This window comes from Streptomyces sp. RKAG290 (assembly GCF_023701695.1).
Taxonomy (GTDB): domain Bacteria; phylum Actinomycetota; class Actinomycetes; order Streptomycetales; family Streptomycetaceae; genus Streptomyces.
The window spans coordinates 3,626,927-3,652,324 of record NZ_JAJOZC010000001.1 but is presented as its reverse complement, the minus strand read 5'-3'; the positions used below and the strand labels follow the sequence as shown (position 1 = coordinate 3,652,324).

Annotated in this window: 21 protein-coding genes and 5 pseudogenes; 13 read left to right on the top strand and 13 right to left on the bottom strand. The window is 72.6% G+C overall.

What is annotated here, in order from left to right; all coding sequences use genetic code 11:
- Positions 1–36: 36 nt before the first annotated feature.
- The 6 genes and pseudogenes from LNW71_RS15940 to LNW71_RS15915 form a co-directional block, all read right to left on the bottom strand.
- Positions 37–705, bottom strand: a complete 669-nt coding sequence (locus tag LNW71_RS15940; protein WP_250968832.1) for a response regulator transcription factor — start codon at positions 703–705, stop codon at positions 37–39.
- Between the two features lies 1 nt (position 706).
- A complete protein-coding gene (locus tag LNW71_RS15935) occupies positions 707–1,894 on the bottom strand; it encodes a sensor histidine kinase (RefSeq protein WP_250968831.1) in 1,188 nt (395 codons plus the stop codon).
- Positions 1,895–1,899: 5 nt separating this feature from the next.
- Positions 1,900–4,110 carry an MMPL family transporter gene (locus LNW71_RS15930; RefSeq protein ID WP_250968830.1) on the bottom strand — a complete coding sequence of 737 codons (2,211 nt, stop codon included), beginning with the start codon at positions 4,108–4,110 and terminating at the stop codon, positions 1,900–1,902.
- Between the two features lie 338 nt (positions 4,111–4,448).
- Positions 4,449–5,212 (bottom strand): annotated as a pseudogene (locus tag LNW71_RS15925) (peptidoglycan recognition protein).
- 106 nt (positions 5,213–5,318) lie between these two features.
- Positions 5,319–5,549 carry a hypothetical protein gene (locus LNW71_RS15920; RefSeq protein ID WP_250968829.1) on the bottom strand — a complete coding sequence of 77 codons (231 nt, stop codon included), beginning with the start codon at positions 5,547–5,549 and terminating at the stop codon, positions 5,319–5,321.
- Positions 5,550–5,794: 245 nt separating this feature from the next.
- Positions 5,795–6,049, bottom strand: coding sequence for a hypothetical protein (locus LNW71_RS15915; RefSeq protein WP_250968828.1), 255 nt, complete (start codon positions 6,047–6,049; stop codon positions 5,795–5,797).
- Between the two features lie 230 nt (positions 6,050–6,279).
- Between LNW71_RS15915 and LNW71_RS15910 the strand changes: the two genes are divergently transcribed.
- The 3 genes from LNW71_RS15910 (at position 6,280) to crcB (ending at position 8,801) form a co-directional block, all read left to right on the top strand.
- Entirely contained in the window at positions 6,280–7,746 is a 1,467-nt protein-coding gene (locus LNW71_RS15910) for a glycosyltransferase family 39 protein (protein ID WP_250968827.1), read from the top strand.
- 225 nt (positions 7,747–7,971) lie between these two features.
- Positions 7,972–8,430 carry a CrcB family protein gene (locus LNW71_RS15905; protein WP_250968826.1) on the top strand — a complete coding sequence of 153 codons (459 nt, stop codon included), beginning with the start codon at positions 7,972–7,974 and terminating at the stop codon, positions 8,428–8,430.
- Entirely contained in the window at positions 8,427–8,801 is a 375-nt protein-coding gene (gene crcB, locus LNW71_RS15900; protein ID WP_250968825.1) for a fluoride efflux transporter CrcB, read from the top strand. Before LNW71_RS15905 ends, crcB begins: the two co-directional genes overlap by 4 nt.
- A gap of 69 nt (positions 8,802–8,870) precedes the next feature.
- Here the strand turns inward: crcB and LNW71_RS15895 are convergent, their stop codons facing one another.
- The 4 genes from LNW71_RS15895 to LNW71_RS15880 form a co-directional block, all read right to left on the bottom strand.
- Positions 8,871–9,182, bottom strand: coding sequence for an SCO5918 family protein (locus tag LNW71_RS15895; RefSeq protein ID WP_250968824.1), 312 nt, complete (start codon positions 9,180–9,182; stop codon positions 8,871–8,873).
- A 51-nt stretch (positions 9,183–9,233) separates the two neighbouring features.
- Positions 9,234–10,820 carry a DEAD/DEAH box helicase gene (locus LNW71_RS15890; protein ID WP_250968823.1) on the bottom strand — a complete coding sequence of 529 codons (1,587 nt, stop codon included), beginning with the start codon at positions 10,818–10,820 and terminating at the stop codon, positions 9,234–9,236.
- 430 nt (positions 10,821–11,250) lie between these two features.
- A complete protein-coding gene (locus tag LNW71_RS15885) occupies positions 11,251–11,454 on the bottom strand; it encodes a cold-shock protein (protein ID WP_015609674.1) in 204 nt (67 codons plus the stop codon).
- A 369-nt stretch (positions 11,455–11,823) separates the two neighbouring features.
- A complete protein-coding gene (locus LNW71_RS15880) occupies positions 11,824–12,165 on the bottom strand; it encodes a MerR family transcriptional regulator (RefSeq protein ID WP_250968822.1) in 342 nt (113 codons plus the stop codon).
- Between the two features lie 633 nt (positions 12,166–12,798).
- Between LNW71_RS15880 and LNW71_RS15875 the strand changes: the two genes are divergently transcribed.
- From LNW71_RS15875 to LNW71_RS15855, 5 genes and pseudogenes are all read left to right on the top strand, one after another.
- On the top strand, positions 12,799–13,245 hold the full coding sequence (locus LNW71_RS15875) for a hypothetical protein (RefSeq protein ID WP_250968821.1): 447 nt from the start codon (positions 12,799–12,801) through the stop codon (positions 13,243–13,245).
- Positions 13,246–13,249: 4 nt separating this feature from the next.
- Positions 13,250–13,809: pseudogene (locus tag LNW71_RS15870) on the top strand (toxin).
- A gap of 136 nt (positions 13,810–13,945) precedes the next feature.
- The gene (locus LNW71_RS15865; protein ID WP_250968820.1) at positions 13,946–15,205 is read left to right on the top strand and encodes an MAB_1171c family putative transporter; all 1,260 of its coding nucleotides are present in this window, start codon (positions 13,946–13,948) and stop codon (positions 15,203–15,205) included.
- Positions 15,202–15,801, top strand: coding sequence for a hypothetical protein (locus tag LNW71_RS15860; RefSeq protein WP_250968819.1), 600 nt, complete (start codon positions 15,202–15,204; stop codon positions 15,799–15,801). The genes LNW71_RS15865 and LNW71_RS15860 overlap by 4 nt, the downstream gene beginning before the upstream one ends.
- A gap of 128 nt (positions 15,802–15,929) precedes the next feature.
- A pseudogene (locus tag LNW71_RS15855) lies at positions 15,930–17,002 on the top strand (NAD-dependent epimerase/dehydratase family protein).
- A gap of 3 nt (positions 17,003–17,005) precedes the next feature.
- Here LNW71_RS15855 and LNW71_RS15850 read toward each other — a convergent pair.
- Both LNW71_RS15850 and LNW71_RS15845 read right to left on the bottom strand, forming a co-directional pair.
- Complete coding sequence (locus tag LNW71_RS15850; RefSeq protein ID WP_250968818.1) at positions 17,006–18,112, bottom strand: HAMP domain-containing sensor histidine kinase; 1,107 nt, start codon at positions 18,110–18,112, stop codon at positions 17,006–17,008.
- Positions 18,109–18,921 (bottom strand): response regulator transcription factor, encoded by an 813-nt coding sequence (locus LNW71_RS15845; protein WP_250968817.1) that lies wholly within the window; start codon positions 18,919–18,921, stop codon positions 18,109–18,111. Before LNW71_RS15845 ends, LNW71_RS15850 begins: the two co-directional genes overlap by 4 nt.
- 124 nt (positions 18,922–19,045) lie before the next feature.
- Here LNW71_RS15845 and LNW71_RS15840 point away from each other — a divergent pair, with 124 nt between their 5' ends.
- The 3 genes from LNW71_RS15840 to LNW71_RS15830 are packed head-to-tail and all read left to right on the top strand — an operon-like array spanning position 19,046 to position 21,242.
- Positions 19,046–19,771, top strand: a complete 726-nt coding sequence (locus LNW71_RS15840) for a glycosyltransferase family 2 protein (RefSeq protein WP_308294492.1) — start codon at positions 19,046–19,048, stop codon at positions 19,769–19,771.
- Positions 19,768–20,436 (top strand): DUF2064 domain-containing protein, encoded by a 669-nt coding sequence (locus tag LNW71_RS15835; protein WP_250968816.1) that lies wholly within the window; start codon positions 19,768–19,770, stop codon positions 20,434–20,436. The genes LNW71_RS15840 and LNW71_RS15835 overlap by 4 nt, the downstream gene beginning before the upstream one ends.
- Complete coding sequence (locus LNW71_RS15830; protein ID WP_250968815.1) at positions 20,433–21,242, top strand: class I SAM-dependent methyltransferase; 810 nt, start codon at positions 20,433–20,435, stop codon at positions 21,240–21,242. Before LNW71_RS15835 ends, LNW71_RS15830 begins: the two co-directional genes overlap by 4 nt.
- Before the next feature lie 325 nt (positions 21,243–21,567).
- Here LNW71_RS15830 and LNW71_RS15825 read toward each other — a convergent pair.
- A pseudogene (locus LNW71_RS15825) lies at positions 21,568–22,877 on the bottom strand (molybdopterin-dependent oxidoreductase).
- A 191-nt stretch (positions 22,878–23,068) separates the two neighbouring features.
- On the opposite strand from LNW71_RS15825, the pseudogene LNW71_RS15820 reads away from it, so the two are divergent.
- Positions 23,069–24,465, top strand: a pseudogene (locus tag LNW71_RS15820) (hypothetical protein).
- 56 nt (positions 24,466–24,521) lie between these two features.
- Positions 24,522–25,370 carry a GNAT family N-acetyltransferase gene (locus tag LNW71_RS15815; RefSeq protein ID WP_250968814.1) on the top strand — a complete coding sequence of 283 codons (849 nt, stop codon included), beginning with the start codon at positions 24,522–24,524 and terminating at the stop codon, positions 25,368–25,370.
- Positions 25,371–25,398: the final 28 nt, after the last annotated feature.

Genomic DNA, 25,398 nt, shown 5'->3' with positions numbered 1-25,398 from the left:
CGGCGCCCTGCCCCCGCGCCCCCTGCCCCCGGCCGCTCACGCAGGTCCCTGACGCCGCCGCAGCAGGCCCCCGTCCATCGCGACGACCACCGCACGCGTGCGGTCGTTGACGTCGAGCTTGGCGAAGATCCGCAGGAGGTGGGTCTTCACCGTGGCCTCGCCGATGAACAGCCGGCGGCCGATCTCCACGTTCGACAGGCCGTCGGCGACCGCTTCGAGCACCTCGGACTCGCGGGCGGTCAGGTGCACGGGCACCGGCCGGCGCATCTTGGCGACCAGGCGCTGGGCGACCCGCGGCGCCAGCACCGTCTCGCCGCGGGAGGCCGCGTGTATGGCGTCGACGAGCTGTTCGCGGGTGGCGTCCTTGAGCAGGTAGCCGGTGGCGCCGGCCTCCACGCCGCGTTCGATGTCCGCGTCGGTGTCGTACGTGGTCAGGATCAGGACGCGGGTGCCGGTGGGCCCCGCGACGATCTCCGTGGTGGCGCCCACCCCGTCGAGGACCGGCATCCGCAGGTCGAGCAGGGCCAGGTCCGGCCGGAGCCGCTCGACGAGGCGGACGGCCTCCCGACCGTCGCCCGCCTCCCCGACGATGGCGATGGTGGGTTCCGAGCCCAGCAGGGCGACCAGGCCGGCACGCATCACCGTGTGGTCGTCGGCCAGGATGATGCGCAGGGGAGCGGCTGCTGCCGCGGGGTCGGGGTTCATGTCACACCTGGGGCCTGTCGTTCAGAGGGATCGTGGCGAGGATGCGGGTGCCGTCGCCGACCGAGCTGGTGACGGTGAGACCGCCGCCGAACTCCGCGAGGCGTCTGCGCATGCCGTCCAGGCCGAAGCCGTGGGAGTCCTCGACGACGAACCCGCGGCCGTCGTCGGTTATCTCCAGCTCCGCGCAGCCGGGCTGCCGGGCCAGCACCACGCCCACGGTGGTGGCGGCGGCGTGCTTGCGGATGTTGGCCAACGACTCCTGGGTGCACCGCAACAGGGCGATCCGGGTCGGCTGGTCGCACGCGATGTCCGCCAGTTCCGCCGTGACCGTGAGGCCGGTGTCCTCGGTGAAGCGGTCCAGGGTGCGGCGGAGCGTCGCGGCGAGCGATCCGGCCGCCACGCCGCTGCTGGGGGCGGCGCCGACCAGGACCCGGGCCTCGGCGAGGTTCTCCCGGGCCGTCTGCTCGATCGACTGCAACTGCTGGGCGCTGCGGTCGACGTCCAGGGCCAGCTGGGACCTGGCCGCCTCCGCCAGCACGATGATGGAGGCGAAGCCCTGGGCGAGGGTGTCGTGGATCTCCCGGGCGAGGCGTTCGCGTTCCTCCGCGGCGCCCTGGCGCTGGTGGACCTCGGCCAGTTCGAGCCGGGTGCTCTTCAACTCCGCCCGCAGCGCCGCACGTTCGTCACGCTGCGCCAGCGCCCGGGGCGTCAGCACCGCCATCAGGACCGCCACGGCCCAGACGCCCAGCGACGAACCGGTGTTGGTGAGGAACACATGCGCCTGCCCGCCCGCCCGCAGGCTGCCGCCGACCGTGATCCCCAGGGCGCCGAGGCCGCTGAAAAGGATCGCGTCCCTCGGCCTGTCGGCGAACACGATGAACTGCGCGAGCGTCACGAAGTAGAACACCCCGAGGCCGTCGCCGAGCCACGAGACGACGCCCAACACCACGACGAGCACGCAGAGATAGCGGCTCGGGCCGAACACCGGATGGCCGGGGTTCCTGCGCACCAGGGCGTAACAGAGGCCGAGCACGGCCATCAGCGCGAGCAGTACGAGCTTGCGCGACACCGGAGTGCCGCCCAGCATCGTGACCAGCGTGACCAGGGCGATGAGTGCCCAGGAGAACGCCTCCCACCCATGAAGCACCCAGATCCAGAACGGGTCGCCGCGCCGAGGCCGTTGAATCATGCGCGTCAGCCTACGTGCGGGAGGGAAGGGGCGGCCGGGGCAGTGCTGCGCGTCCGCCGCGAGCGGCGCAGCGGGCGCCAGGCACGCTCGCCGAGGAGCAGCAGCACGGACGGCAGGATCATCATCCGGATGACCACGGCGTCCAGCAGGACCGCGACCGCCAGGCAGAAGCCCATCTGCTTCATCTCGGTCAGGTGCAGGAAGACGAAGGCCGCGAACACCGTGACCATCACCAGCGCCGCGCTCGTCACCACCTTCGCCGACCGGGCGATGCCGTCGATGACCGCCTCGCGGGCCGTCATCCCGTGCTCCATGGCTTCCTTGATCCGGCTGACGACGAAGACCTGGTAGTCCATCGACAGGCCGAAAAGGATCACGAAGAGGAAGAGCGGCACCCTGGAAGCGATCGCGCCGAGCGAGTCGAAGTCGAGCAGGTTCTCCGCCCAGGTGCCCTGGAAGACCAGCACGAGTGCGCCGAGCGCGGCCGCCGCGGACAGCAGGTTCAGTACGACGCCTATCAGGCCGACGACCACGGAACGGAAGGCCACCGCCGTCGTCGCGAAGGTCAGCAGCAGGAGGAAGCCGATCACCAGCGGCAACTTGCGCCGCTCGTGGTGCACATAGTCCTGTCCGCGGGCCACGTCGCCGCTGACGGCCGCTTCCACACCCGTCAACCCGCCTACGGTGGAGGGGATGTACCGGTCACGGAGGTGGTTCAGTGAGTCGATCGCCTCGGCGGAGGGGGCGGGGTGCGGCACGGCCAGTTCCAGCACGCTGATCCGGCCGTCGTCCGAGGTCCGCACCACGGGCTCGGCGTTCCGGGAGAAGAGCGGGTCCGCCTGGGCCCGCTGCCCGAGATCGGCCAGCGCCTGCCTGACCTCGGCGGCCCGGCCGGGGGTGGCGCGGGCCACGACCTCGTGCTTGACCAGGAGTTCGGGGAATTCGCCGGTCAGCCGGTCGTACACCTGCATGGCCGGGATGGAGCGGGAGAAGGTGTCCTTGCCCGGGTCGATGAGCTTGAGCCCCAGCATGGGCGCAGCCACCGCGAGCATGACCAGGACGGACACGCACAGGGTGATCCCCGGGTGCCGCTGCGCGGGACGCATGAGGGCGGCGAACACCCGGCCGTTCTCGGGCTTCGCCGGCTTCGTCGCGACCGGCGCACCGCGCTTCGCCTGCCGGGCCGCCTTCTTGGCGGCGCGCCATTCGGTGCGGTGGCCGAGCTTCACCAGGAGGGCGGGCAGCACGGTGAGCGAGCTGATCACGGCTACGGCGACGACCAGGACGGTGCCCGTCGCCAGCGACGAGAAGATGACGTCCGTGGCCAGGTAGAGGGTGGCGGTGGAGACGATCACCGCGAGGCCGGAGACCACGATGGCCCGCCCCGCCGTCGCCGCCGCAAGCTCCACCAGCGCCTCGGGACCGAGCCGGCCGCCCGCACGGGCCCGCTCCTCGCGTTCGCGCTTGAGGTAGAAGAGCGTGTAGTCGACGCCCACCGCGAGTCCGATGAGCAGGATCATGTTGGTCCCGACGCCGGGGTCGGGCATAAGGTGCGAGGCCAGCATGGCCAGGCCCATCGTCGCGGCGATCGAGGAGAGCGCCAGCAGCAGCGGTACGCCGGCCATGACCACCGAGCCGAAGACGATCAGCAGGATGACGAGCGTGACCGGCAGGGTGAGGCGTTCGGAGAGGGCGAGGTCCTCGCCGCGCTGGTCGTTGACGCCCTTGCTGATGGCGGGGGAACCGGTCTCCTCCACTATCAGGTCCGGGTGAGCGGCGGCCACCTGCGCCGTCCGGTCCAGGAGCGGGACGACGTTCTTCTTCGCGTCCAGTTCGGCGCCCTTCATGACCACGGTCACCCGCAGGGCCTTGCCGTCCTTCGAGCGGACCGGGGGTGCCACGTCGGCCACCTCAGGGAGCCCGTTCATCCGGGCGGTGACGTCACGGGCCGCCGCGCCGGCCCGGGTTAGGTCCAGGGGGCCGGACCTGGCCCGGATCAGGACGTGCTCGGTGGGCCGGCGCTGCAGGCCGCCGTCGGTGGCCATCGACTCGGCGTGGCCGGCCTCGCCGACCCAGAAGTCCTCGGTGGTGGCCGGGTTGTTGCCGGCGGTGATGCCCGCGCCCAGGCACAGCAGGACGAAGACGAACCAGCCGACGATCGCTGTCCACGGGTGCCGCGCACTCCAGCGGGCCATACGTACAGGTCGCATTCTCATGCGGTAAATGCTGGTCCGCGAGGCCACCCGCCCGGCAGCCTCGACCGGTGGAACCCGACGTCCACCGGTCGGTGGACACGGCCCCGGGGCCCTCCCCCGTAGCCCGTCACAGCGCGGCGAGCCGCGGGAGCCGGGACTCACTCGCGGGAGCCGGGACCGGACTCACTGCGGAGCCCGCCTCAGGGGCCGGGAAACTCACCGGCGAGGGCCGGCTCTCACCGCGGAGCCCGCCTCAGCACGGTGTCTCCGCGTCCACCGCCCCCATGCACCGTCACAGCCCCGCGGCCCGCCCGCCCAGAACTCACCGGCGAGGGCCGGCTCTCACCGCGAACGCCGCCTCAGCGCGGTGTCTCCGCGTCCGCCGTCCCCGTCAGCCTCTCGCGCAGGGCCGCCGTCGCGGCCCGTATCGCCGGCAGCTGCGCGTACAGCGCCTCGCCGGGGCAGTTCGTCTGGTACACGTCACGGTGGCCCGCTATGACGTGCAGTGTGACGGCCGTGCCCTTCGGGTACCTGCTCGCGTCGTTCGTCGAGACCAGCCGCACCTTGCCGCGCGGATCGGCGCCGGGCCGCAGCTTCCACGCGGCCACCTTCGCGAGGGCGCGTATGAGGACCGGCGGCACCTTGGTGCCGCGTCCGTAGTTGCCCAGCACCGCTATGCCCACGCTGTCGGCGTTGAAGCCCGTGGTGTGCGCACCCCGGACCGAGCGCCCGATGCCGCCGGCCCGGCCCTCGTATATCGTCCCGCACCGGTCGACGAGGAAGTTGTAGCCGATGTCGTCCCAGCCGTTGCCCTTGATGTGGGCCTCCTCCACCGCCTGCAGCATGCGCGGCACGTCCGCGCAGTCGTAGTCGTTGGACTCCCCGTGTGATGGATGAAGACGGCCCGGACCGCGCCCGTGTAGACCGCCGGCTCCCTGACCATGCCCTCGTCCGCATGCCAGGCCGCCCGGCTGACGATCGCCGGCTGCGGCACCCCGCCGCGCGGCCGCTCGTGAGCGGGGGCGGCGGGGACGGGCAGCACGAGGCGTACCGGGGCGTCCCGCAGCGTCAACAGGGTGAGCGGGAGGACCGCGGCGCCCAGCCAGACTCGATGGGGCCACATGGAACCACCCTGCGTCTTCGCCGCCCGGCCCGCAGAGGCGCTGGCCGATCGGGTGAAAAATATCGACGAAACCGCAGGTCAGAGGCTTTTCGACCAAGAGCAGCCGTTACGGGACGAGGGCGGACTCGAACTGCGCCCGCAGACCGGGCTTCGACGCACCGCTGCCCCTTTCCCCGAACCGGATCGGCACCTCCACGATCCGCAACCCGAGCCCGACGGCCCGGTGGTCCGTCTCCACCTGGAACGCATATCCATTGCTGCGCACCGACGGGACGTCGATCGCATTCAGCGGCACCGAGGCCCGCCATGCCTCGAATTCGGCGGTGGCTTCCTTCACCTGCAGCCGCAGAATCGCATTGACGTAGAAATTCGCCCATGCGGAGAGTGCCTTGCGAGGCCACGGCCACTCGTCGCAAGCGAACCGCCCGCCGCTTATCGGGAACCTTTCACCAGCGCGGCATCCTCGGCGAACACTGTTTCGAACGCAACCGGAACTCCGGATACCGGATGCGAGAGGTCGGCATCCATCTGGATCACCACATCCGCACCCTCGGAAACGCACGGGTGCGGCGATCGCCCCCGTCATCCACGCCGCACAGGACCGGCCGAGTCCGTCCTTATCTGCGCGGTGCGCACCCCCACCGCGCCCCCGGTCTCCGCCGCCGGCTCGCCCGCCGCCTCAGCGCTGTCCCGCAGTCCCTGCCGGGCGCACGACGGCACCGCGATCCGCGCGGACGGCCCGCTGCCCGAGGTGGACGCGGAACCTCCTGCGCTGACCGGCCGGGCGGGCGGGCATACGGACTCGCCGAGTTCGTGCGTACAAACGGAATTCGCCATTCTGCCCTGTCCTCCCAAACGCCCCCGAATCCAGCGGTGTTGGGTAGGGTGAAAGCCGAAAAGTCACACCCTCCCACGGACTCCGCCGGCCCGAATCGGAGCGTCTCATCAACCGACCGCAGAGCACGGCCACTTCCACCGGGCTGCGGCCCGCACAAGGCGAATGCACCCGGAGTACCGAGCGGGGTTCCCGGCCTCTCGGGCCGTACCTGCCGGGGTTGCTTCCCGCATTGTCGGCACTGCTGATGGGACTGTGGGGTATTACCCGGGACAACAGCATGTGGCGCGACGAATCAGTCACCTATCAGGTCGCGCACCGGAGCCCTTCGGAGATCTGGCAACTGCTGGGCAATGCCGACGCGGTGCACGGTCTCTACTACTTACTCATGCACGCGCTGTTCGCCGTATGGGACGACGGACTGCTGACCCTGCGGCTCCCTTCGGTGCTCGCGACGGCGCTCTCCGCGTTCCTCGTCGCCTCGATCGGCAGCCGCCTGGTGAACAACCGGGTGGGAGTGGTCAGCGGCCTCTGCTTCGCCCTCGTCCCGCCCGTGCAGATGTACGCGCAGGAGGGGCGTTCGTACGCGATGGTCTGCGCGCTCGTCGCCCTGGCCACCTGGCTGCTGCTGTGTGCGGTGTCCGGCACCTCCCGGGCGAAGTGGGGGCTGTACGCCCTCACCGTCGTCGCCGCGGGCTGGCTGCACGAGTTCGCCGTCCTGGTCCTCCTCGCCCACGGGCTGAGCCTCGTCCTCGGCCGCCTGCCGCGCGAGGTGCTGCGGGCCTGGGCGACGGCTGCCGCCCTCACCTTCGCCGGACTGGCCCCGCTGGTCCTGATCAGCGCCGGGCAGTCGGGGCAGGTGTCCTGGATCGGCTGGCCGCAGCTGGGCGAATGGCTCACCCTCGCCGCGATGACCGCGGTCGGCCTGCTGTGCGCCGCCGTCCGGCTGCGCGCCGGGACCGGGGCCGGGGACTGCGGCGGAGCGGCCGGGACCGAGGCGCATCCGGCGCGGGAGGCCGGCCCGGTCGGCCTTGTCCGCCTCGCCCTGCCACTGCTGCTCGTACCGTCCGCGGCGCTGCTGCTGGCCTCGCTGCGCGAACCCATGTACGTCGACCGCTATGTCCTTTACTCCTGCCTGGGCCTGGCGCTGCTCGTCGGCGGCGCCCTCGACGCGTGGCTGCGCGCCGCCCGGCACGCGGACCGTCCCACGCGGTTCGCGCCGCGGACGCTGCTGTTCGGCCTTACGGTCCTGGCCTCGCTCGGCGCCCTGGTCCCCGTCACGCTTCAGATGCGTACGCCCGACAGCCGCAAGGACGACGTGACGGCCATCGCGGCCGAGGTGCGGACCATGTCGGACCGGTCACCGAGCGACGGCGTGCTGTTCCTGCCGGCCCGGCGGCGCGAATGGGCCCTGTCCTACCCAGGCTCGTACCGGGGCCTGCCGGACCTGGCCGTGCTGCACGGCCCGCGCAGCGGGCACACCCTGGAGGGCAGCGAGAACGCCCCGCACCGGATACGGGCACGCATGCTCGCGGCCCGCCGCATCATCGCGCTGAGCGATCCGCCGGGCCAGCCGCAGGATCCGTTCCCGCAGGAGCGGATCAAGCGGGACACCCTGCGGCAGCGTTTCGTCGAATGCCGTCGCGTGCAGGTCAAGGGCGCTCAGGTCACGCTGTACGCCCGCCCCGGCCACTGCTGAGCCCCCGAGGGCTGCCCCGGGAGCCCCCGGGGCCGGCCGGTGAACTCCCCCGCACGCCACCGCACGGCGCGGGCGATAATCTGAAACACGCCCAGGCCGGCGACGGTCCCCGCGAGGCGGCGGGGCCCGCCGTACCCGAACCGCGGCCGGACCACGCCGCCAACGGTCCCTGCCTGCGTAAGAGCACGACCGCGTCCGCCGGGCGCCCCGGCAGGTAGGAGACGTGTGTCAGCCAAGGCCACCGCCCCCCAGGCACCGGTCGTCGCGGTGGTCGCGCTCGGCGGCGCGGCCGGGGCGTCCGCCCGCTACGGGGCCTCGCTCCTGTGGCCCACCTCGACGTTCGGATTCCCCTGGACGACGCTCGTGGTGAACGTCATCGGCTGCGCGGCGATCGGCGTGTTCCTGGTGGTGATCAGCGAGGCGTGGACGGCCCACCGGCTGGTGCGGCCGTTCTTCGGTACGGGGGTGCTGGGCGGGTTCACCACCTTCTCCACCTATGCCGCGGACTTCGAGCGCCTCGTCGGCGGGGGCCGGGCCCGCAGCGGTCTGGCCTATCTGGGACTGACCGTGCTCGCGGCCCTCGCGGCGGTGTGGAGCGCGGTGTGGCTGACCCGCCGCGTGCTGGCGTGGAGTCAGTCGTCAGGTCCGGGGTCAGAGCGGGCCGGCACGGGGGAGGGCCGGTGAACTGGCTGCTGGTGATCGTCGGTGCGGCGGTCGGCGCGCCGCTGCGCTACCTGACCGACCGCGCGGTGCAGTCCAGGCACGGCACCGCCTTCCCGTGGGGAACCTTCACGGTGAACGTGACGGGCTGCCTCGTGCTGGGGCTGCTGACCGGCGCCGCGGCGGCCGGTGCGGCGTCCTCCCACGTCCAGCTGCTGCTCGGCACAGGGCTCTGCGGGGCGCTGACCACGTACTCGACCTTCAGCTACGAGACGCTGCGGCTGGCCGAGAGCGGTGCGCGGTTCCAGGCGGCGGCCAACGTGGTGGCGAGCGTGCTCGCGGGACTGGGTGCGGTGTTCCTCGGCCTCACGCTCGCCGAGGCGTTCTGGCAATGACGGCCGCCGGACGCACCGGGGCCCGGCTCCCCCGAGAGGAAGCCGGGCCCCGGCGTGTGGTGCGGTGGTTCAGGCGTCCTGACCAGGCGTCCCCAGTGCGGCGGATGCCGCCTCCAGGGGGCTGAGCACCACCGGAGCGGCGGGTGCCGGTACGGAGCGGCAGGTGAAGCCGAGACGCGCGAGCGCCCTGGTCACCTCACCGGACGTGAAGTCGCGGCGGTCCTGCCGGGTGATCACTTCACCCACCTGCTTGACCGGGTAGACACGACGGCTGATGATCACCGATTCCCCGGTGACGGGTTCGGGCTTGATGCCCTTCATCGATTCCTCGACCTCGTGCTTGAACAGGTCGAACGGGAAGCGGGCGATGACGCAGCGCATAGTGCCTCAACGGGGTCGGGGAGCGGAGCGGGACGGGAACGCGGGTGTCGATCAGGCGGCACGGCTGCCGGACGCCCGGCGCTCCGCACCGCCGCTCCGCGGCTGGGAGAACGAAGAGGAGGAGGACGCCGAGGAGGTGCGTCGCGCCTGGGCCGGGCGGCTGCGCCGGCCGCGGGACGAGGAACCGCCCTTGGGGCGCTCCGACACCGGCGAGGTGATGACGACGGGGATGCCCGAGGGCGCCTGCGCACCGGTGATCCGGCTCAGCTCGGCCTCGCCGGAGCGGACCTGGGCGATCTGCGGGGTGATCCCGGCGTCGGACATCAGGCGCGTCATCTCGCGGCGCTGGTTGGGCAGCACCAGCGTGACGACACTGCCGGACTCCCCGGCGCGGGCGGTGCGGCCGCCGCGGTGCAGGTAGTCCTTGTGGTCGCTCGGCGGGTCGACGTTGACGACCAGGTCGAGGTTGTCGACGTGGATGCCGCGGGCCGCGACGTTGGTGGCGACCAGCACCGTGACGTGGCCGGTCTTGAACCGGGTCAGGGTGCGGGTGCGCTGCGGCTGGGACTTCCCGCCGTGCAGCGCCGCTGCCCGGACACCGCTGTTGAGCAGGTGGTCGGTGAGCTTGTCCACGGCGTGCTTGGTGTCCAGGAACATGATCACCCGGCCGTCGCGGGCGGCGATCTCCGTCGTGGTGGCGTACTTGTCGGCGCCGTGGACGTAGAGCACGTGGTGCTCCATCGTCGTCACCGCACCGGCGGCCGGGTCGACCGAGTGGACGACCGGGTCGTGCAGGTAACGACGCACCAGCAGGTCGACGTTGCGGTCCAGGGTGGCCGAGAACAGCATCCGCTGGCCCTCCGGCTGCACCTGGTCGAGCAGCTCGGTGACCTGCGGCATGAAGCCCATGTCGGCCATCTGGTCGGCCTCGTCGAGGACGGTGATGGACACCCGGTCCAGGGAGCAGTCGCCGCGCTCGATCAGGTCCTTGAGCCGGCCCGGAGTGGCGACGACGACCTCGGACCCGCCGCGCAGCGCGGCGGACTGGCGGCCGATCGACATGCCGCCGACGACCGTGGCCATCCGCAGCTTGAGCGAGCGGGCGTACGGGGTGAGCGCGTCGGTGACCTGCTGGGCCAGCTCACGGGTGGGCACGAGGACCAGGGCGAGCGGGCGGCGGGCGTCGGCGCGGCGTCCGTCGATCCGGGCCAGCAGGGCCAGACCGAAGGCGAGCGTCTTGCCCGAGCCGGTGCGGCCGCGGCCCAGCACGTCACGGCCGGCGAGCGAGTTCGGCAGCGTGGCTGCCTGGATCGGGAACGGCACCGTGACGCCCTCGATGGCGAGCGCCGACAGCAGGGGCGCGGGCATGTCCAGGTCGGCGAACGCCTCGACGGCGGGCAGTCCCGGGGTGATGGTCTTCGGCAGGGCGAACTCGCCCTGCTTGGCGGCGGGCCGGCGGCCGTAGCCACCGGAGCGCTGGGCGGGGGCGCCGAAGCGTCCCTGTCCGCTGCCCTGGCGGCCCGGGGCCTGCGAGCGGAAGCCGCCACCCGAACGGGAGCCACCGGAGCCGGCGGAACCACCGCTGCGGGGGGTACGGGAGAAACGGTCGTTGGAGCGAGCTGTACGGTCGCGGTTCATTCAGAACCTTCCTCGATATGGCGCGTATCGAGGAATTCATTGCGGCGACGAGCGGCACAAGAATCGCAAGAACGGGCCGTTGGCATACGTGAACGAAGCCCGGCAGCCGGTCTTGAGCCGATGCGGGCCCGGTCGAACCGGGTCCGGTGCTTCGCAATGACGGGACGCGCGGGCCTACGGAGCGGGCCTGCAGTTCACGTCACGGGGCCCCGGCGGACCGGTGTTCCGGTCCGGGAGCCATGGCGGATCGTCCGCCGCACGGTGAAGATCTTGGTCCTGGGCGCTTCCCCGGCAGCTCGTGGCGGTCGTACCGGCACGGCGTCGCTCGGGGTGGGCCCGGAGAAAAGCAACGAGCTGGGGCCCGCACCCCAAGGTGCGGGCCCCAGCTGCGCGAAAGCTTCTCAGCGCGTGAGCGCCGGAGCAATCAGATTCACGCGGGGGTGATGTTCTCCGCCTGCGGGCCCTTCTGGCCCTGCGTGACGTCGAAGTTCACCTTCTGGCCCTCCTGCAGCTCACGGAAGCCGCTGGCGGCGATGTTCGAGTAGTGGGCGAAGACGTCAGCGCCGCCGCCGTCCTGCTCGATGAAGCCGAAGCCCTTTTCCGCGTTGAACCACTTGACGGTGCCAGTAGCCATGTTTTATCTCCTTCTGGGGCAGAGCCCGGGGACTCGCACTGTGCCAGTCCCGCGTCGCTGTGATGATTACCCCATCCGGGTAATGAACCGGAAATACAAAAGTGCACCCATCAGCCCATTTAGCCGAGGAGAGCACTTGGAGTCTTTGGGAACCACAACTGCAACTGGGAACTACAGTAGCACAATGAATGCGGGCGGGCGCAGGACGTAATTACATTCCGCCCGGCGTGTCATAAACCTTCATCGCGCATTGCGTAAAATTCTATCCTTGCCGCTACAGATATTCACTGTTCCGCGGTGCAGTGCCCGGGCGCCAGGCTGAACACCGCGCCCCGGAGCGGGGCGGCAGGCAGGATCGCGGGCCGGCCCTCAGGAGCCGCCGCGGCCCGGAGTGGGCCTGCGCAGCTCCTCGTTGAGCCGCAGCGCCTCCTCCAGCTGGTCCTCCAGGATCACGATGCGGCAGGCCGCCTCGACCGGCGCGCCTCCGTCGACGAGCTCCCGGGCGCGCGCGGCGACACGGAGCTGATAGCGGGAGTAACGGCGGTGGCCGCCCTCGGAGCGCAGCGGGGTGATCAGCCTGGCCTCGCCGATCGCGCGGAGGAATCCGGGCGTGGCGCCGATCATCTCGGCGGCGCGGCCCATGGTGTAGGCGGGGTAGTCGTCGTCATCGAGGCGGTCGGTGGCATGCGGGGGAGTGGTTTCGGGGGGCATGGGCACCTGCCGCGTATCGCTGACTTCGTTGTCCGTCAGAGGAACTCTCGTTGTGCGAGCCATCGTCTCTATCATAGCCGCGACAGATTTCCCTGGCCGGACGGGAGAAGTTTTCTGACCGGGCCGCCCCCGGCGCCCGCGGGAACCGCAGGTCCGGCGCCCGCGCCCGGGCCCGCGGCCGGAGCTACCGGCCCCCGCGCGGCGGACATCAAGGACGCTGACCCGCCGGTCAGTTGATGACTGCTGGGCCTGGGTCCATAATGCTCGCGTAGCCCTTCACGCATCCCCCGTCGTGAAGGGCTACACCTATGTGCCCGCCCGGGGCGCGCGCGACCCGGCGAACCCCATGCGCCCGCCCGGGGCGCGCGACCCCACGAATTCACCGGCAAGGGACTCCCCTCGTGGTCCCCTGCCGGTGTTTTTTCGAGTTAACAGTGACTTAGAGTGTTTGCGCAAGCCTGCTCCTGTACACCGGAGAAGGATGTTCCACTACGTCCCCGTTCGGTGTGCCCTTCCGGTTCCCGCGAGGGGGCCCACGGGACAGGGTTCGTTACAGTACGAGCCCGTTGACCGAGTCGGACGCCGTGAGGCGCCGCGCAGACGGCGGGCGGGGAACGTGAACGTGGGGGCCGGATGGACAGCGCCGAAGAACGCGCGCCGGAACTGAGGACGTTGCGGCAGAAGGTCGAGTACATGGTCGAGAAGACCTTTCCCGGCCGGAAGATCTCGGGACGCGTCTTCGCGGACCTGGTCAAGGAGCGCGGCGGCTCCCTCTCGCACAGCTACTTCTCCAACATCCTGGCCGGCAAGGTCACCCAGCCGTCCGAGGACATCCTCAAGGCGCTCGGCCTCGGCTTCGGCGTGGACTGGCGCTTCTTCAAGGAGGAGTCCGAGGTCGTCGACGACGTCGTCGCCGGTCTGCAGTTCCTGGCCAAGCGGCGCACCGGGGACATCAACGGGCTGGCCGGCCGGGGGCTGGACGAGGACGGACTGCCCCCGGAGCTGCTGCAGTTCGCGCTCGACCTGCTGGAGAACGCGAAGGACCGGCAGCGCCCGGCCGACGGCGGACCACGGGGTTAGGGCCATGTCCCTGCGCGAACTGCGGAAGGAGTGCGAGGCCGGACTCGCCGGTCTCCCCCTGCCCGCCCCCTTCTCGATCGCCGGACTGGTGGCGAACATGGAGGCGGCCGGCGGCCGCACCATCGTGCTGCACGAGATGCCCGACCGGCTGGCGCGCGTCAACTCCGCCTGCGGGCTGCGGCTGAAGGCCGGCGGGACCAGCTTCGTGCTCTACCGCCGGCGCCCCACCGCGTACCAGACCCAGCACGTCATCCTGCACGAGCTGTGCCACGAGTGGTTCGACCACGGCACCTCGATGGACGCGGAACAACTCCAGCGCCTGCTTCCCGTCTTCGACACCTCCCTGATCACCCGGGTCGTCGGCGCCGAAGCGCTCCGGTCCCCGGACGCCGTACAGGCGCGGGCGCAGTACGACACCCACGACGAACGCATGGCCGAATTCGGTGCCTCGCTCATCCCCGGATGGCCAGGGACGTGACGAGCGATGACATGGTGGGGCGGCTGGCCAACTCGCTCTCCCGGCCGGTCGCCCACCGCCGCCGCGGCCTGTTTCGCCGGACCTAGGGCGTGTTTTGAAAGTAGCGTCGTCCGCCCGAAGGGAGGCGCCGCCGGGCAGGCGGGACTTTCAAAACACGCCCTAGGTCCGGACGGGACGTCCGCGCAGCCGAACCCCCTTCCCCCCACCCCGAGGACTTCTGCCGTGACCCCCCTTGACCTCGCCGGCTACCTGATAGCGGGCCTGATGACAGCTGTCGCCCTGTGGCGGATGCCGGCCGCTCTGTGGGGCGACGAGGAGGACAGACGCCGGCGGGCCCTGTGGGGCTGCTACGCGGGATTCGCCGCCGCGCTGTGGACCAAGACCCGGGTCGTGCGCATCGGGCTCAACGACAGCTCCGTCACCGATCTTTCGGTGCTCATCAAGCACTACACGGCGACCGTGGCGATCCTGGCCATTCTCAGTTACATCGTCGCCATCTACGGCCAGTACGCAGACGCGGGGGACGTCCCGCGGCACGTACGGTTCGCCCGGCTGATCCAGCAGGTCGCCACGAAGGCGTCCGTCGCCACGCTGGTGCTGCTGACGGTGCTGTTCTTCACGGTCGTCGACCGCTCCGTGCCGTCGGACCGCTTCGTCGCCGACCATGCCGGGCAGTGGGGCGCGACGCTCTACATGAGCGTGTTCTACCTCTACCTCGGCACCGCCTCCGCCGTCTGCGCCTACCAGTGGGCGCTCGCCACCGCGGGGGCCCGGCTCCGCCGGCTGCGGGTTGGCCTCGCCATGATGACGTTCGCGATGTTCATCGGCGTCGGGTACACCGTCAGCCGCACCCTGTTCCTCTGGGTCAGCGTCGTCGACCGGCCGAGCGAGGACTTCGCGCTGCGGTTCGACGAGATCACCGAGGCCGCGCAGCTCGTGCTGTTCGCCTTCTTCGCGGTGGGCGCCTCCATCCCGGCCCTGAGCAACGTCCGCCGCCGAGCGAAGCTCTGGCGGGCACAGGTCCAACTGCACGGACTGTGGCGTGAGTTGATGGCCGCCTTCCCGGACCAGCCGTTCGACCCGCCGGCGTCCCTGGTGCGCGAACTGACCCGGTTCGACACCCCGGCGGACCTGCGGATCGACCGATGGGCGGCGGACATCGCCGACGCGGTGGAGAAACTGCGCCACTACGCACCGGACACCCTGCTCGCGGCCGCCGGGGAGGCCGCCGCCGCCGACACCACCGACCCGGGCCGGACCGGACCGCTCACCGACGCGTACTGGATCAAGGCGGCGCTCGCGGCGCACAGCGGCGGCGCGGTCCCGGGGGACGCGGCGGCCGTCGGCACCCAGCACGCGACCGACCAGGACGACGAGGTCGCCTGGCTGGTCCGGGTCGCGGCCGCGTACCGGACGGTCACGGCAGAGCGGACCCGGCAGGTCCTGGAATCCTCCACAGCAGCCAAGGAACGGACAGCATGAGCACCGCCGACACCGCGGAGACCTCCCGCAACACCTCCATCGCCCGCACGGTGACGGACGTCTTCCAGCCCCGCAACCTCCTGCTCGCCGGCATGCTGGCGATCGGGCTGGCGGCGGCGGGCCGGTGGACGGGCCTGCTCTGGGGGCTGCTCGGCGCGCTGTGCGCCGGGATCATCCCGGCCGGCTACATCGAGTGGGAGCGCGGGCGCGGCACCTGGGGCGACCGCCATGTGGTCGACCGCACCAAGCGGGCCCCGATCTTCCTCGTCATCCTCGGTTCCATCGGCGTCGGTTCGGCGGTCATGGTGCTGGGCGGTGCGCCCACCGGCATCCTGACCGCCATGCTCGGGCTCTGGGCGATGACCGTCGTCCTGCTGGCCGTCAACACGGTCTGGAAGATCTCGGTGGACGCCTCGGTCGGCTCGGCCGTCGTCGCCCTGCTCGCCGTGGTCCATTCGCCGTGGTGGCTCCTCGGGTACGCGATGACCCTGGCCGTGTGCTGGTCGCGGGTGGCGCTCGGCTACCACACGGTCGGTCAGGTGACCGCGGGCACGGCGCTGGGCGCGGCGACCGCGGGCGCCTTCCTGTTCGTCTGAGGGGCGGCGGGTGACCTCACCCGCCGGCCCCCGGTGCCGTCCGGCCGAACGGGTCGGGTTCTTACGGTCCCGTGACGTGCCGACGGCGCAACCGTGCCCGCGGACCGCCGCGCCCTAGCGTGGTGGTCATGCGTGTACTGGTCACCGGCGGAGCCGGGTTCATCGGGTCGGAGATCGTGCGGACCCTCGTGTCGGCCGGGCACGAGGCGGTGGTGTTCGACGCCCTGCTGCCCTCGGCGCACGGCGGGGCGCCGGGCCGGCGCCGGCCGGGGAGCGGCTGATCGTGGCCGACGTCCGCGACCGCGAGGCCGTGGACGGTGCGCTGCGCGGTGTCGACGCCGTGTGCCACCAGGCGGCGATGGTCGGCCTGGGCAAGGACTTCGCGGACGCTCCGCAGTACGTCGGGTGCAACGACCTCGGGACGGCCGTGCTGCTCGCCGCCGCGGCCTCGGCGGGGGTGCGGAACCTGGTGCTCGCCGGATCGATGGTGGTCTACGGGGAGGGCCGCTACGACTGCCGGCGCCACGGCGCGGTCCGGCCGGGCCCGAGGGCCGAGGCCGACCTGGCCGCGGGCCGGTTCGAGCCGCTCTGCCCTTCCTGCGGTACGGAGTTGACCCCCGGGCTCGTCGGCGAGGATGCGCCCGTGGACCCGCGCAACGTGTACGCCACGACCAAGCTCGCCCAGGAGCACCTCGCCTCGTCCTGGGCACGGGCGACGGGCGGGCGCGCGCTGTCGCTGCGCTACCACAACGTGTACGGGCCGGGGATGCCGCGCGACACCCCGTACGCGGGAGTCGCCTCCTTCTTCCGCTCGTCCCTGGCCCGGGGGGAGTCGCCCCGGGTCTTCGAGGACGGCGCCCAGCGGCGGGACTTCGTCCACGTGCGCGACGTGGCGGCCGCGAACGCGGTGGCTCTGGAGGCCGTTGCCGGGTACGAGCCGGGCCGGTTCGCCGCGTACAACACCGGGAGCGGGGAGCCGCACACCATCGGCGAGATGGCCGCCGCCCTGGCGTCGGCGCACGGCGGTCCCGCCCCGGAGGTCACCGGCGAGTACCGGCTCGGGGACGTACGCCACGTCACGGCGGACTCGCGGCGGCTCCGCGAGGAGCTGGGCTGGATGCCCGCGGTGGGGTTCGCCGAGGGGATGGCGGAGTTCGCGGCGGCCCCGCTGCGGGAGACGTCCTCCGTCGTGACCGCCTGACGCTCACACCGCCGGCAGGGTCACCTCGAAGCAGCAGCCGCCGGTGACGTTGCGGACCTCGGCCCGGCCGGCGTGCGCCTCGACGATCCCGCGCACGATGGCGAGCCCGAGGCCCGCACCGGCCGGAGGCGTACGGGCGTGGCTGCCGCGCCATCCGGTGTCGAAGACCCTGGCCAGGTCCTCCTCCGGGATGCCGCCGCAGCCGTCGGTCACCGACAGGACCACACCGCCCGCCGCGCGCTGCGCGGCCACCGCCACGGTGCCGTCGGCGGGGGTGCGGCGGATCGCGTTGATGAGGAGGTTGCCCAGCACCCGGCTCATCTCCTTGCCGTCGACCTCCACGGGCACCGCCTCGATCCGGTCGCCGACCAGCCGTACGCCGTGCTCGCGGGCCAGCGGGTCGGCACCGGCGAGCGCGTCGCCCACCAGGTCGTACACGGAGATCCGGGTGGGGCTGAGGGTGAGCGAACCGGCGTGGATCCGGGAGAGCTCGAAGAGGTCGCCGACCATGTCGTTCATCCGCTCCACCTCGGTGCGTATCTGCCGCAGATAGCGTCGCGAGTCGACGGCCATGCCGTCCTCCAGCGCCTCGGACATGGCCCGCAGTCCGGCGAGCGGGGTGCGCAGATCGTGCGAGATCCAGGCGACGAGCTCACGCCGCGAGGTCTCCAGGGCGCGCTCGCGCTCCCGTGAACCGTCGAGCTTGGCGCTGGTGGCGGCGAGTTCGCGGGTGAGGGCGGCGAGTTCGGCGGTGGCGGGGGCCTCGGGGGCGGCGAAGGTGCCGCCGTCGCCGAAGGAGCGGGCGGCGAGGGTCAGATCGCGGCTCCTCGCCGCCACCCAGCGGCCGAGCAGCATCGCGGTGGCGAGCGAGACGACCGCGGCCATCGCGACGACGGTCGTGACCACGCTCAGGTCGTGCGGCGACAGGAACATCGCCCAGGCGACGGCCAGCGTCCCGGCGAGCATCGCGGTCACGGCGACCGCGGCGACCACGGTCAGCGAGACGACGAGCGAGCGGTGCCGGAAGAACCTCAGGACCAGTGCGCCGAGCAGCCCGGCCGCGGCGGCGCCCAGGAACGCGAAGAGCGCGATGAGGAGTATGTCGGTCATGACGGCGCTCCGGGGACGGCGGGAACCGCGGCCCGGGCGGGCGGCAGGTCAAGGCGGTAGCCCACGCCCCAGACCGTGCGGATCAGTTCCGGGCGGGCCGGGTCCGCCTCGACCTTGCCGCGCAGCCGGCGGACATGGACCGTCACCGTGGAAAGGTCACCGAAGTCCCAGCCCCAGACCTCGCGCATCAGCTCCTCCCGGGTGAACACCTGCCCCGGGTGGTGCAGGAGGAAGGAGAGCAGGTCGAACTCGCGCAGGGTGAGGGCCAGCGCCCGGCCGTCCGAGGTCGCGTGCCTGGCGGCGGGGTCGAGGACCAGCCCCGCGCCCTCCACCAGCGGCGCGCGGCCGGCCGGAGCGGCGGCCGCTCTGGCCCGGCGCAGAACGGAGTCGACGCGCAGGACCAGTTCGCGGGGGCTGAACGGCTTGGTGACGTAGTCGTCCGCCCCCGTTTCCAGGCCGAGGATGCGGTCGTCCTCGTCCCCGCGCGCGGTCAGCATGATGACGGGCACCCGTCCGTGTGCCCGCATGCGGCGGCAGACCTCGAAGCCGTCCATGCCGGGCAGCATCAGGTCCAGGACCACCAGGTCGGGGCGGCGGCGGCCGAAGTGCTCCAGCGCGGCGGGGCCGTCCGCGGCGCGGGCCACGTCGTAGCCGGCGCCGCTCAGGTACCCGGCGACGACCTCGGCGACGGTCGGGTCGTCGTCCACGACGAGTACGTGGCCGGGGGCGGGACCGGGGCCGGGGCCGGGCCCCTGGTCCTCGGGTCCCCGGCTCTCCCACGCGGGGCGGGCTGGATTCGCGGGCTGCATGACCCCACCTTGGCACCCGGCGCCGCAGGGCCGGGGCGCCGAGGTGGGGCCACCTGGCCGACGTCCATGTTTCGTAAGAACCTGTTGACCGAAATGCCGGTTTCTGCTCCGTAGGGTGAGCCGCGTGACCGATCTCTCCGATTACTCCGGCCCCCGCGCCGACATCGTCCTGCCCTGCCTGGACGAGACAGGAGCCCTGCCCGGGGTGCTGAGCGCGATCCCGCGCGGCTGGCGCGCGATCGTCGTCGACAACGGCTCCACCGACGGCTCCGCGGAGCTGGCCCGCTCGCTCGGCGCGACGGTGGTGCACGAGCCGCAGCGCGGCTTCGGCGCCGCCTGCCAGGCCGGACTGCTGGCCGCCGAAGCGGAGTTCGTCTGCTTCTGCGACTGCGACGGCTCCCTGGATCCCGGGCTGCTTCCGGGGTTCGTCCGCCGGATCGCCGACGGCGAGAGCGATCTGCTGCTCGGCCGCCGTCGCCCCGAGGGGCGCGGCGCCTGGCCGCTGCACGCACGGGCAGGCAACCTGGCGCTGGCCCGGCTGCTGCGCCGGCGCACCGGGCTGCGGCTGCACGACCTCGGGCCGATGCGGGCGGCGCGCCGGGCCGATCTGCTGGCGCTCGGTCTCACCGACCGGCGCAGCGGATACCCGCTGCAGATGGTGGTGCGCGCCTCGGACGCGGGGCTGCGGGTCACCGAGACGGACGTCCCGTACCTCTCGCGCACCGGGAAGTCGAAGGTCACCGGCACCTGGCGGGGGACCTGGCACGCGGTGCGCGACATGCGCGCCGTGCTGGCCGAGCCGCCGGTACGGCTCGGGGAACCGACGGTGCGTACGGGGGCGTCCCGATGAACCCACCCGCCTGTCCGGGCGCCCGCACCGCCCCGACGACGCTGCTGGTCATCGCCAAGGAGCCGCTGCCCGGCCGGGTCAAGACCCGGCTCACACCGCCCTTCTCCCCCGCCGAGGCCGCGCAGCTCGCCGAGGCCTCGCTCGGCGACACCCTGCGTACCGTCCTCGCCCTGCCTGCCGGGCGGCGCGCGGTCGTTCTCGACGGGGCGCCCGGTCCCTGGCTGCCGCCCGGCATCGAGGTGGTGGCGCAGGGAGCGGGCGGTCTCGACGAACGGCTCGCCGCCGCGTTCGCCGGCTGCACCGGCCCGACGCTCCTCATCGGCATGGACACCCCGCAGATCTCCGCGGCCGACCTGGCCCCGGCGCTGTCCCCCGGCGCCTGGGACGGCTGCGACGCGTGGTTCGGACCGGCCGAGGACGGCGGGTTCTGGGCACTGGGCCTGGCCGATCCCGATCCGGAGCTGCTGCGCGGGGTGCCGATGTCCGTGCCGGAGACCGGCGAGGTGCAGCGGCGGCGGCTGGTCGACGCCGGGCTGGCCGTGCGCGACCTGCCCCGGCTGCGGGACGTGGACACCGCCGCCGACGCCGTGGAGGTCGCGTCCCTCGCGCCGCTCGGCCGGTTCGCCGCGGTGCTCGCCGGGCTGACCCGGGCGGCGGCCCGATGAGCCACACGGTCCCCGACCCCGAGGTGCTGAGCCCGCCGCACCCCGACACCACGTCCTGGAGCACCGACCCGTACGCCAACGCCCTGCGCAACGGCCACGGTCCGCTGTTCCTGCGCCGCACGGACGGCTGGCTGCTGCCGCTGGACGTCGAGCGCTGGTGCGCGGGCGCGGACGCCGCGGACCTGTCCGCGCTGCACCGCTGCGAGGGCCCCGTCCTGGACGTCGGGTGCGGGCCGGGGCGGCTGGTCGCCGCGCTGGCGGCCCGCGGCCACCGGGCGCTCGGCATCGACGTCAGCGAGGCGGCGGTGGCCCGCACAATGCGGCTCGGCGGTTCCGCGCTGCACCGCTCCGTCTTCGAGCCGCTCCCGGGCGAGGGCCGCTGGGGCACCGTCCTGCTGGTCGACGGCAACGTCGGGATCGGCGGCGACCCGCACCGGCTCCTGCACCGCGCGGCGGCCCTGCTCGCCCCGGGCGGGCTGCTCATCGCGGAGACGGCGCCGCAGAACGTGGACGAGCGGGTCCAGGTCCAGCTGCACGACGGACGGGCCCTCGCCGACCGCACCGCCGCCGACGCGCCCTTCCCCTGGGCCCGGCTCGGCACACCGGCGCTGCTGCGGTACGCCCGCCCCCTCGGCTGGCAGCCGGCCGATCAGTGGGAGGCGGACGGCCGCACGTTCGTGTCCCTGCGGCGCAGCCGGACCGTCCTGACCACCAGCCACAGCGCCGACACCGCGAACAGCGCGGCCGTGATCAGCAGCCAGTTCCCCAGGAACACATCGGAGGAGAGCCCGCTCGCCGGTTCGTAGCGCTCCGTCCGCCGGGTGATCAGCGGGAACCACACCAGAAGGAGCAGGCCGGACAGGAAGACCGGCACCCGGACGAAGTTGACCAGCCCGGAGCGCGGACCGAGCGAGCGCCGCAGCAGCAGATCGGCCGCCGAGTACACCGGCACCAGCACCAGGTCGTGCACGAGGGCCGCGCCGACGAACCACAGGACGACGCCGAGCGTGTCCCCGGCCAGCAGCCGCACGCCCGCATACCCGGCCACGGCGAAGGAAGCGGCCATCAGGAGGAGGTGCAGCGGGCCCTCCCCGTACCGACGCCGCACGATGTTGCGGGGATTCAGCCTGTTCACAGCTCTCCGAAGGTCAGCCGGGACACCCATTTGGTGTTGAGTACGCCGGGTGCGGCCGGCACGATGATCCGCGCCGGGTATCCGTGGTCGGGCGACAGGTCCTCGCCGTTGACCTGCAACGCCAGCAGCGAGAGCGGGTCGCGCACCTGGTTGTCGCGCAGCGCCGCCCGGCGGAAGGGTCCACTGCGCTGGACGGACTCCACCAGCACGCCCGGCGGGCTGTGCGGGTATCCGGCGAGCGCCGCCAGGTCCTTCAGCCGCACGCCGCGCCACCACTGGTCCGACGTGGACCAGCCCTCCACGCAGGCGATCGGGAGCGCCGCGGAGTGCTGCTCCATGGCCAGCAGCTGCTTCCGGGTGAACCGGAGGTCCCCGGCCGGTCCGCTGACGGTGAGCCACCAGCCCTCGCCCGTCTCGGCCGGGGTGATGCCGACGGCGGCCGCGGTCTTGTTGATCTGGAAACCGTTGGGTCCTGAGCCGGGTTCGGCGGCGCCGTGCGGGGTGAGCGCGGCCAGGCGTCGCAGCGGCCCGTCGAAGCTCCGCCCGGCCGAGGTGATCAGCAGGACCAGCGACCCGGCGCCCACCATCGCCAGCGCGCCGCGCCGCGAGAGCGTCGGCGCGGCCGGGGCGGGGGAGGCCAGCGGGTCGTCCGGCACGTTCCGCGCAGCCCGCCCGACCGCAGCACCCGCACCGCCTGCGGCGTCCGCAGCCCGGCGTGGGCGAGGAACGCGGCGAAGAACACCCACGCCCCGTAGAAGTGCAGCGGATAGAAGGAGCCGGGGAACAGGTAGTCCAGCTGGATGTTGAGCAGTCCGGTGATGAACTCGAACAGCGCCCCGCCCACCAGGAGCAGCAGCGACAGCCGCTCCAGCGCCTGCCCCAGCGACCGGGCGGGCGGCAGTGCGAAGAGCTTCGGCACCACCGACCAGAGCTTCGCCAGCAGCACCGGGACGAGCACGATGCCGACGGTGACGTGGAGCCCCTGCGTCAGCCGGTACAGCCAGTGCGGGCCGGTGGGCCAGGCGAAGAGGTAGAAGCCCAGCAGCCCCTTGTCCGGGGTCTTGTCGTTGACCGGGTTCAGGTCGGGGTTGTAGGCGGCGTACGACAGCAGACCGGTCACGAACATCAGCGTGATCCCCGCGAGCAGCACGAGTCCGAGCACCGCGGTGAACCGGACCCCGCGCACGGGGCTGCGCCAGAACCCGGGTGCGGAGGGGGTCCGCTCCAGGAGCTCGGCGGCCCGGCCGGAGGAGAGTCCGGGAAGGGAAGCGGGGATGGTGAATCTGTTCCGACGTCTGTCGCCCATGCCCCGAAGCTAAGCCCGGGGTACCGCCGCAGGGCGCGTACGACTCCTGACGAAAGCGTGACGTCACTCCCCCGAACGCAGCCGCCGGGCACCCGGACCTGACCGCAAGGGCGCGGTCCGGAATCTGACGGTTCGGTGACGCGCCCGTCCGCCACCCCGCCACGCCGCTCCGCAGTGCATACCGTGCCTGGGTGAAGACCGAGGACCGCACGGAACACCGCACCGCACCGCGCGGCGACCAGCACCGCACCGGCCACCGCCGCGACCTGGCCGCCGCGGGCGCCGGTGTGCTGCTGGTCGCCGTCGCCGCGTTCGTCGGCCGTGCCATCGAGAACGCCGACCACACGCTGTACGTGCACTGGCCGCCGCTGCTGGCGTCCTGGTATCCGCACATCGGCCCCGGCACCGCGGCCGCCCCGCCGTCGCCGCGGCCGTCGTCGCGTACGGTCCGGTCCTCGCCGTGCGGCTGCGCCGATGGGCCCTGCTGCTGAGCTGCTGGGGGGCCTCGCTCGCCTGGGTCTTCTCGCTGGCGCTGATCGACGGCTGGGGCCGGGGCATCGCCGAACGCCTCACCACCAAGCACGAGTACCTGCGGGTCATCGGCCGGTTCGACGACATCGGCGCCGCCCTGCGCGGTTTCAACGACCACATCCTGATCGGCCCGCCGGGCAACTGGCCCGCCCATGTGGCCGGACACCCCCCGGGCGCCACCCTCACCTTCGTCCTGCTGGACCGCATCGGTCTGGGCGGCGGCGGCTGGGCCGGGGTGTGGTGCATCGTGACCGGCAGCTCCGCCGTGGTGGCCGCGCTCATCGCCGTCCGTGCCCTGGCCGACGAGCACACCGCGCGCCGCGCCGCGCCGTTCCTCGTCCTCGCCCCGGTCGCGGTGTGGGCCGGCACCTCGGCGGACGGCTACTTCGCCGCCGTCGCCGCCTGGTCCGTCGCCCTGCTGGCCCTGGCCGCGACCCGGACGGCCCGCAGCCCCGCGGCCGCCGCGCTCGGCTCGGGCCTGCTGTACGGCCTGACCTGCTACCTCAGCTACGGTCTGGCGCTCATCGCGCTGCTGCTCCTGACCGTTCTCGTGCTCACCCGCACCGCCCGGCCCGTCCCGCTGTTCGTGCTGGGGGCGCTGGTGGTGCCGGTCGCCTTCACCCTGGCGGGCTTCGACTGGTGGGAGGCGTACCACCTGCTGGTCGAGCGCTACTACCAGGCGGCGGGCGGCTTCCGGCCGTACTCGTACTGGGTCTGGGCCAACCTCGCCTGCACCGCGATTGCCGTCGGACCGGCGACGCTCGCGGGTCTGCGCCGGACCGCGGCGGGCGCGCCGGGCGCGGTGCGCGAGCTGCGGACCGGGATCACGGCCCCGCCGCAGCGGCTGGTCCTGCTCGTGCTCGCGGCGTTCCTCGCCCTGCTGGCCGCCGACCTGTCCGGGATGAGCAAGGCGGAGACGGAACGGATCTGGCAGCCCTTCATGCTCTGGCTGCTGCCGGCCGCCGCCCTGCTGCCCGGTCCCGGCCGCCGCGGCTGGCTGGCCGCCCAGGCCGTCGTCGCCCTGCTGGTCAACCACCTGCTCTGGACGGGGTGGTGAGCGGGACAGCGGTGAGGCGTCGTTGAACGGGCCGGCACACGGGTATGGGTTGTTCCGTGCCGACATTCGAGATCACCACAGCAAGCGCGGACGACATCAGGATGATGGCGGACTGGGCCCATGCCGAGGGCTGGAACCCGGGCCTGACCGACGGTCAGGCCTTCTTCGCCGCCGATCCCTGCGGCTTCCTGATCGGCAGGCTCGACGGGGCGCCCGCCTCCTGCGTCTCCGTGGTCCGCTACGGCTCCGGTTTCGGCTTCCTGGGCTTCTACCTCACCCGCCCGGAGCTGCGCGGCCAGGGATACGGGAGCCGGCTCTGGGCCACCGGGACGGCCCGGCTGACCGGGCGGAACACCGGTCTCGACGGGGTGGTGGACCAGCAGGCCAACTACCGCAGGTCCGGCTTCCGCGCCGCCTGGACGAACATGCGGTACGAGGGCCTGGTGCCGGTGGACGTCGCACCACCGCCCGGGGTCACCCTGGTGGACGCCCGCACCCTGCCCTTCGGGCAACTCACCGCGTACGACCGCCGGTTCTTCCCGGCGGAGCGCGACAGCTTCCTGGCCGCCTGGACCACCACGCCCGGACGCACCGCCCTCGTCGCGCTGCGCGAGGGAGAGGTGCAGGGCCTCGGCGTGCTGCGCGCCTGCCGTACCTCCTCGCGCATCGGCCCGCTGTACGCGGCCACGCCCGAGATCGCCGGCGCCCTGGTGAGCGCGCTCGCGGCCACCGAGCCGTCCACCCCGGTCGCCGTCGACGTACCCGACGTCAACCCGGCCGCAGTGCGGCTGGCCGAACAGCTCGGGCTCAACCCGTCGTTCGAGACGGCACGCATGTACACCGGCGCGACGCCGGACGTCGACCACTCCGGGCTGTTCGGCATCACCAGCCTCGAACTGGGGTGATCCGCTGAGGGCTGTCCCGGGCCCTTCG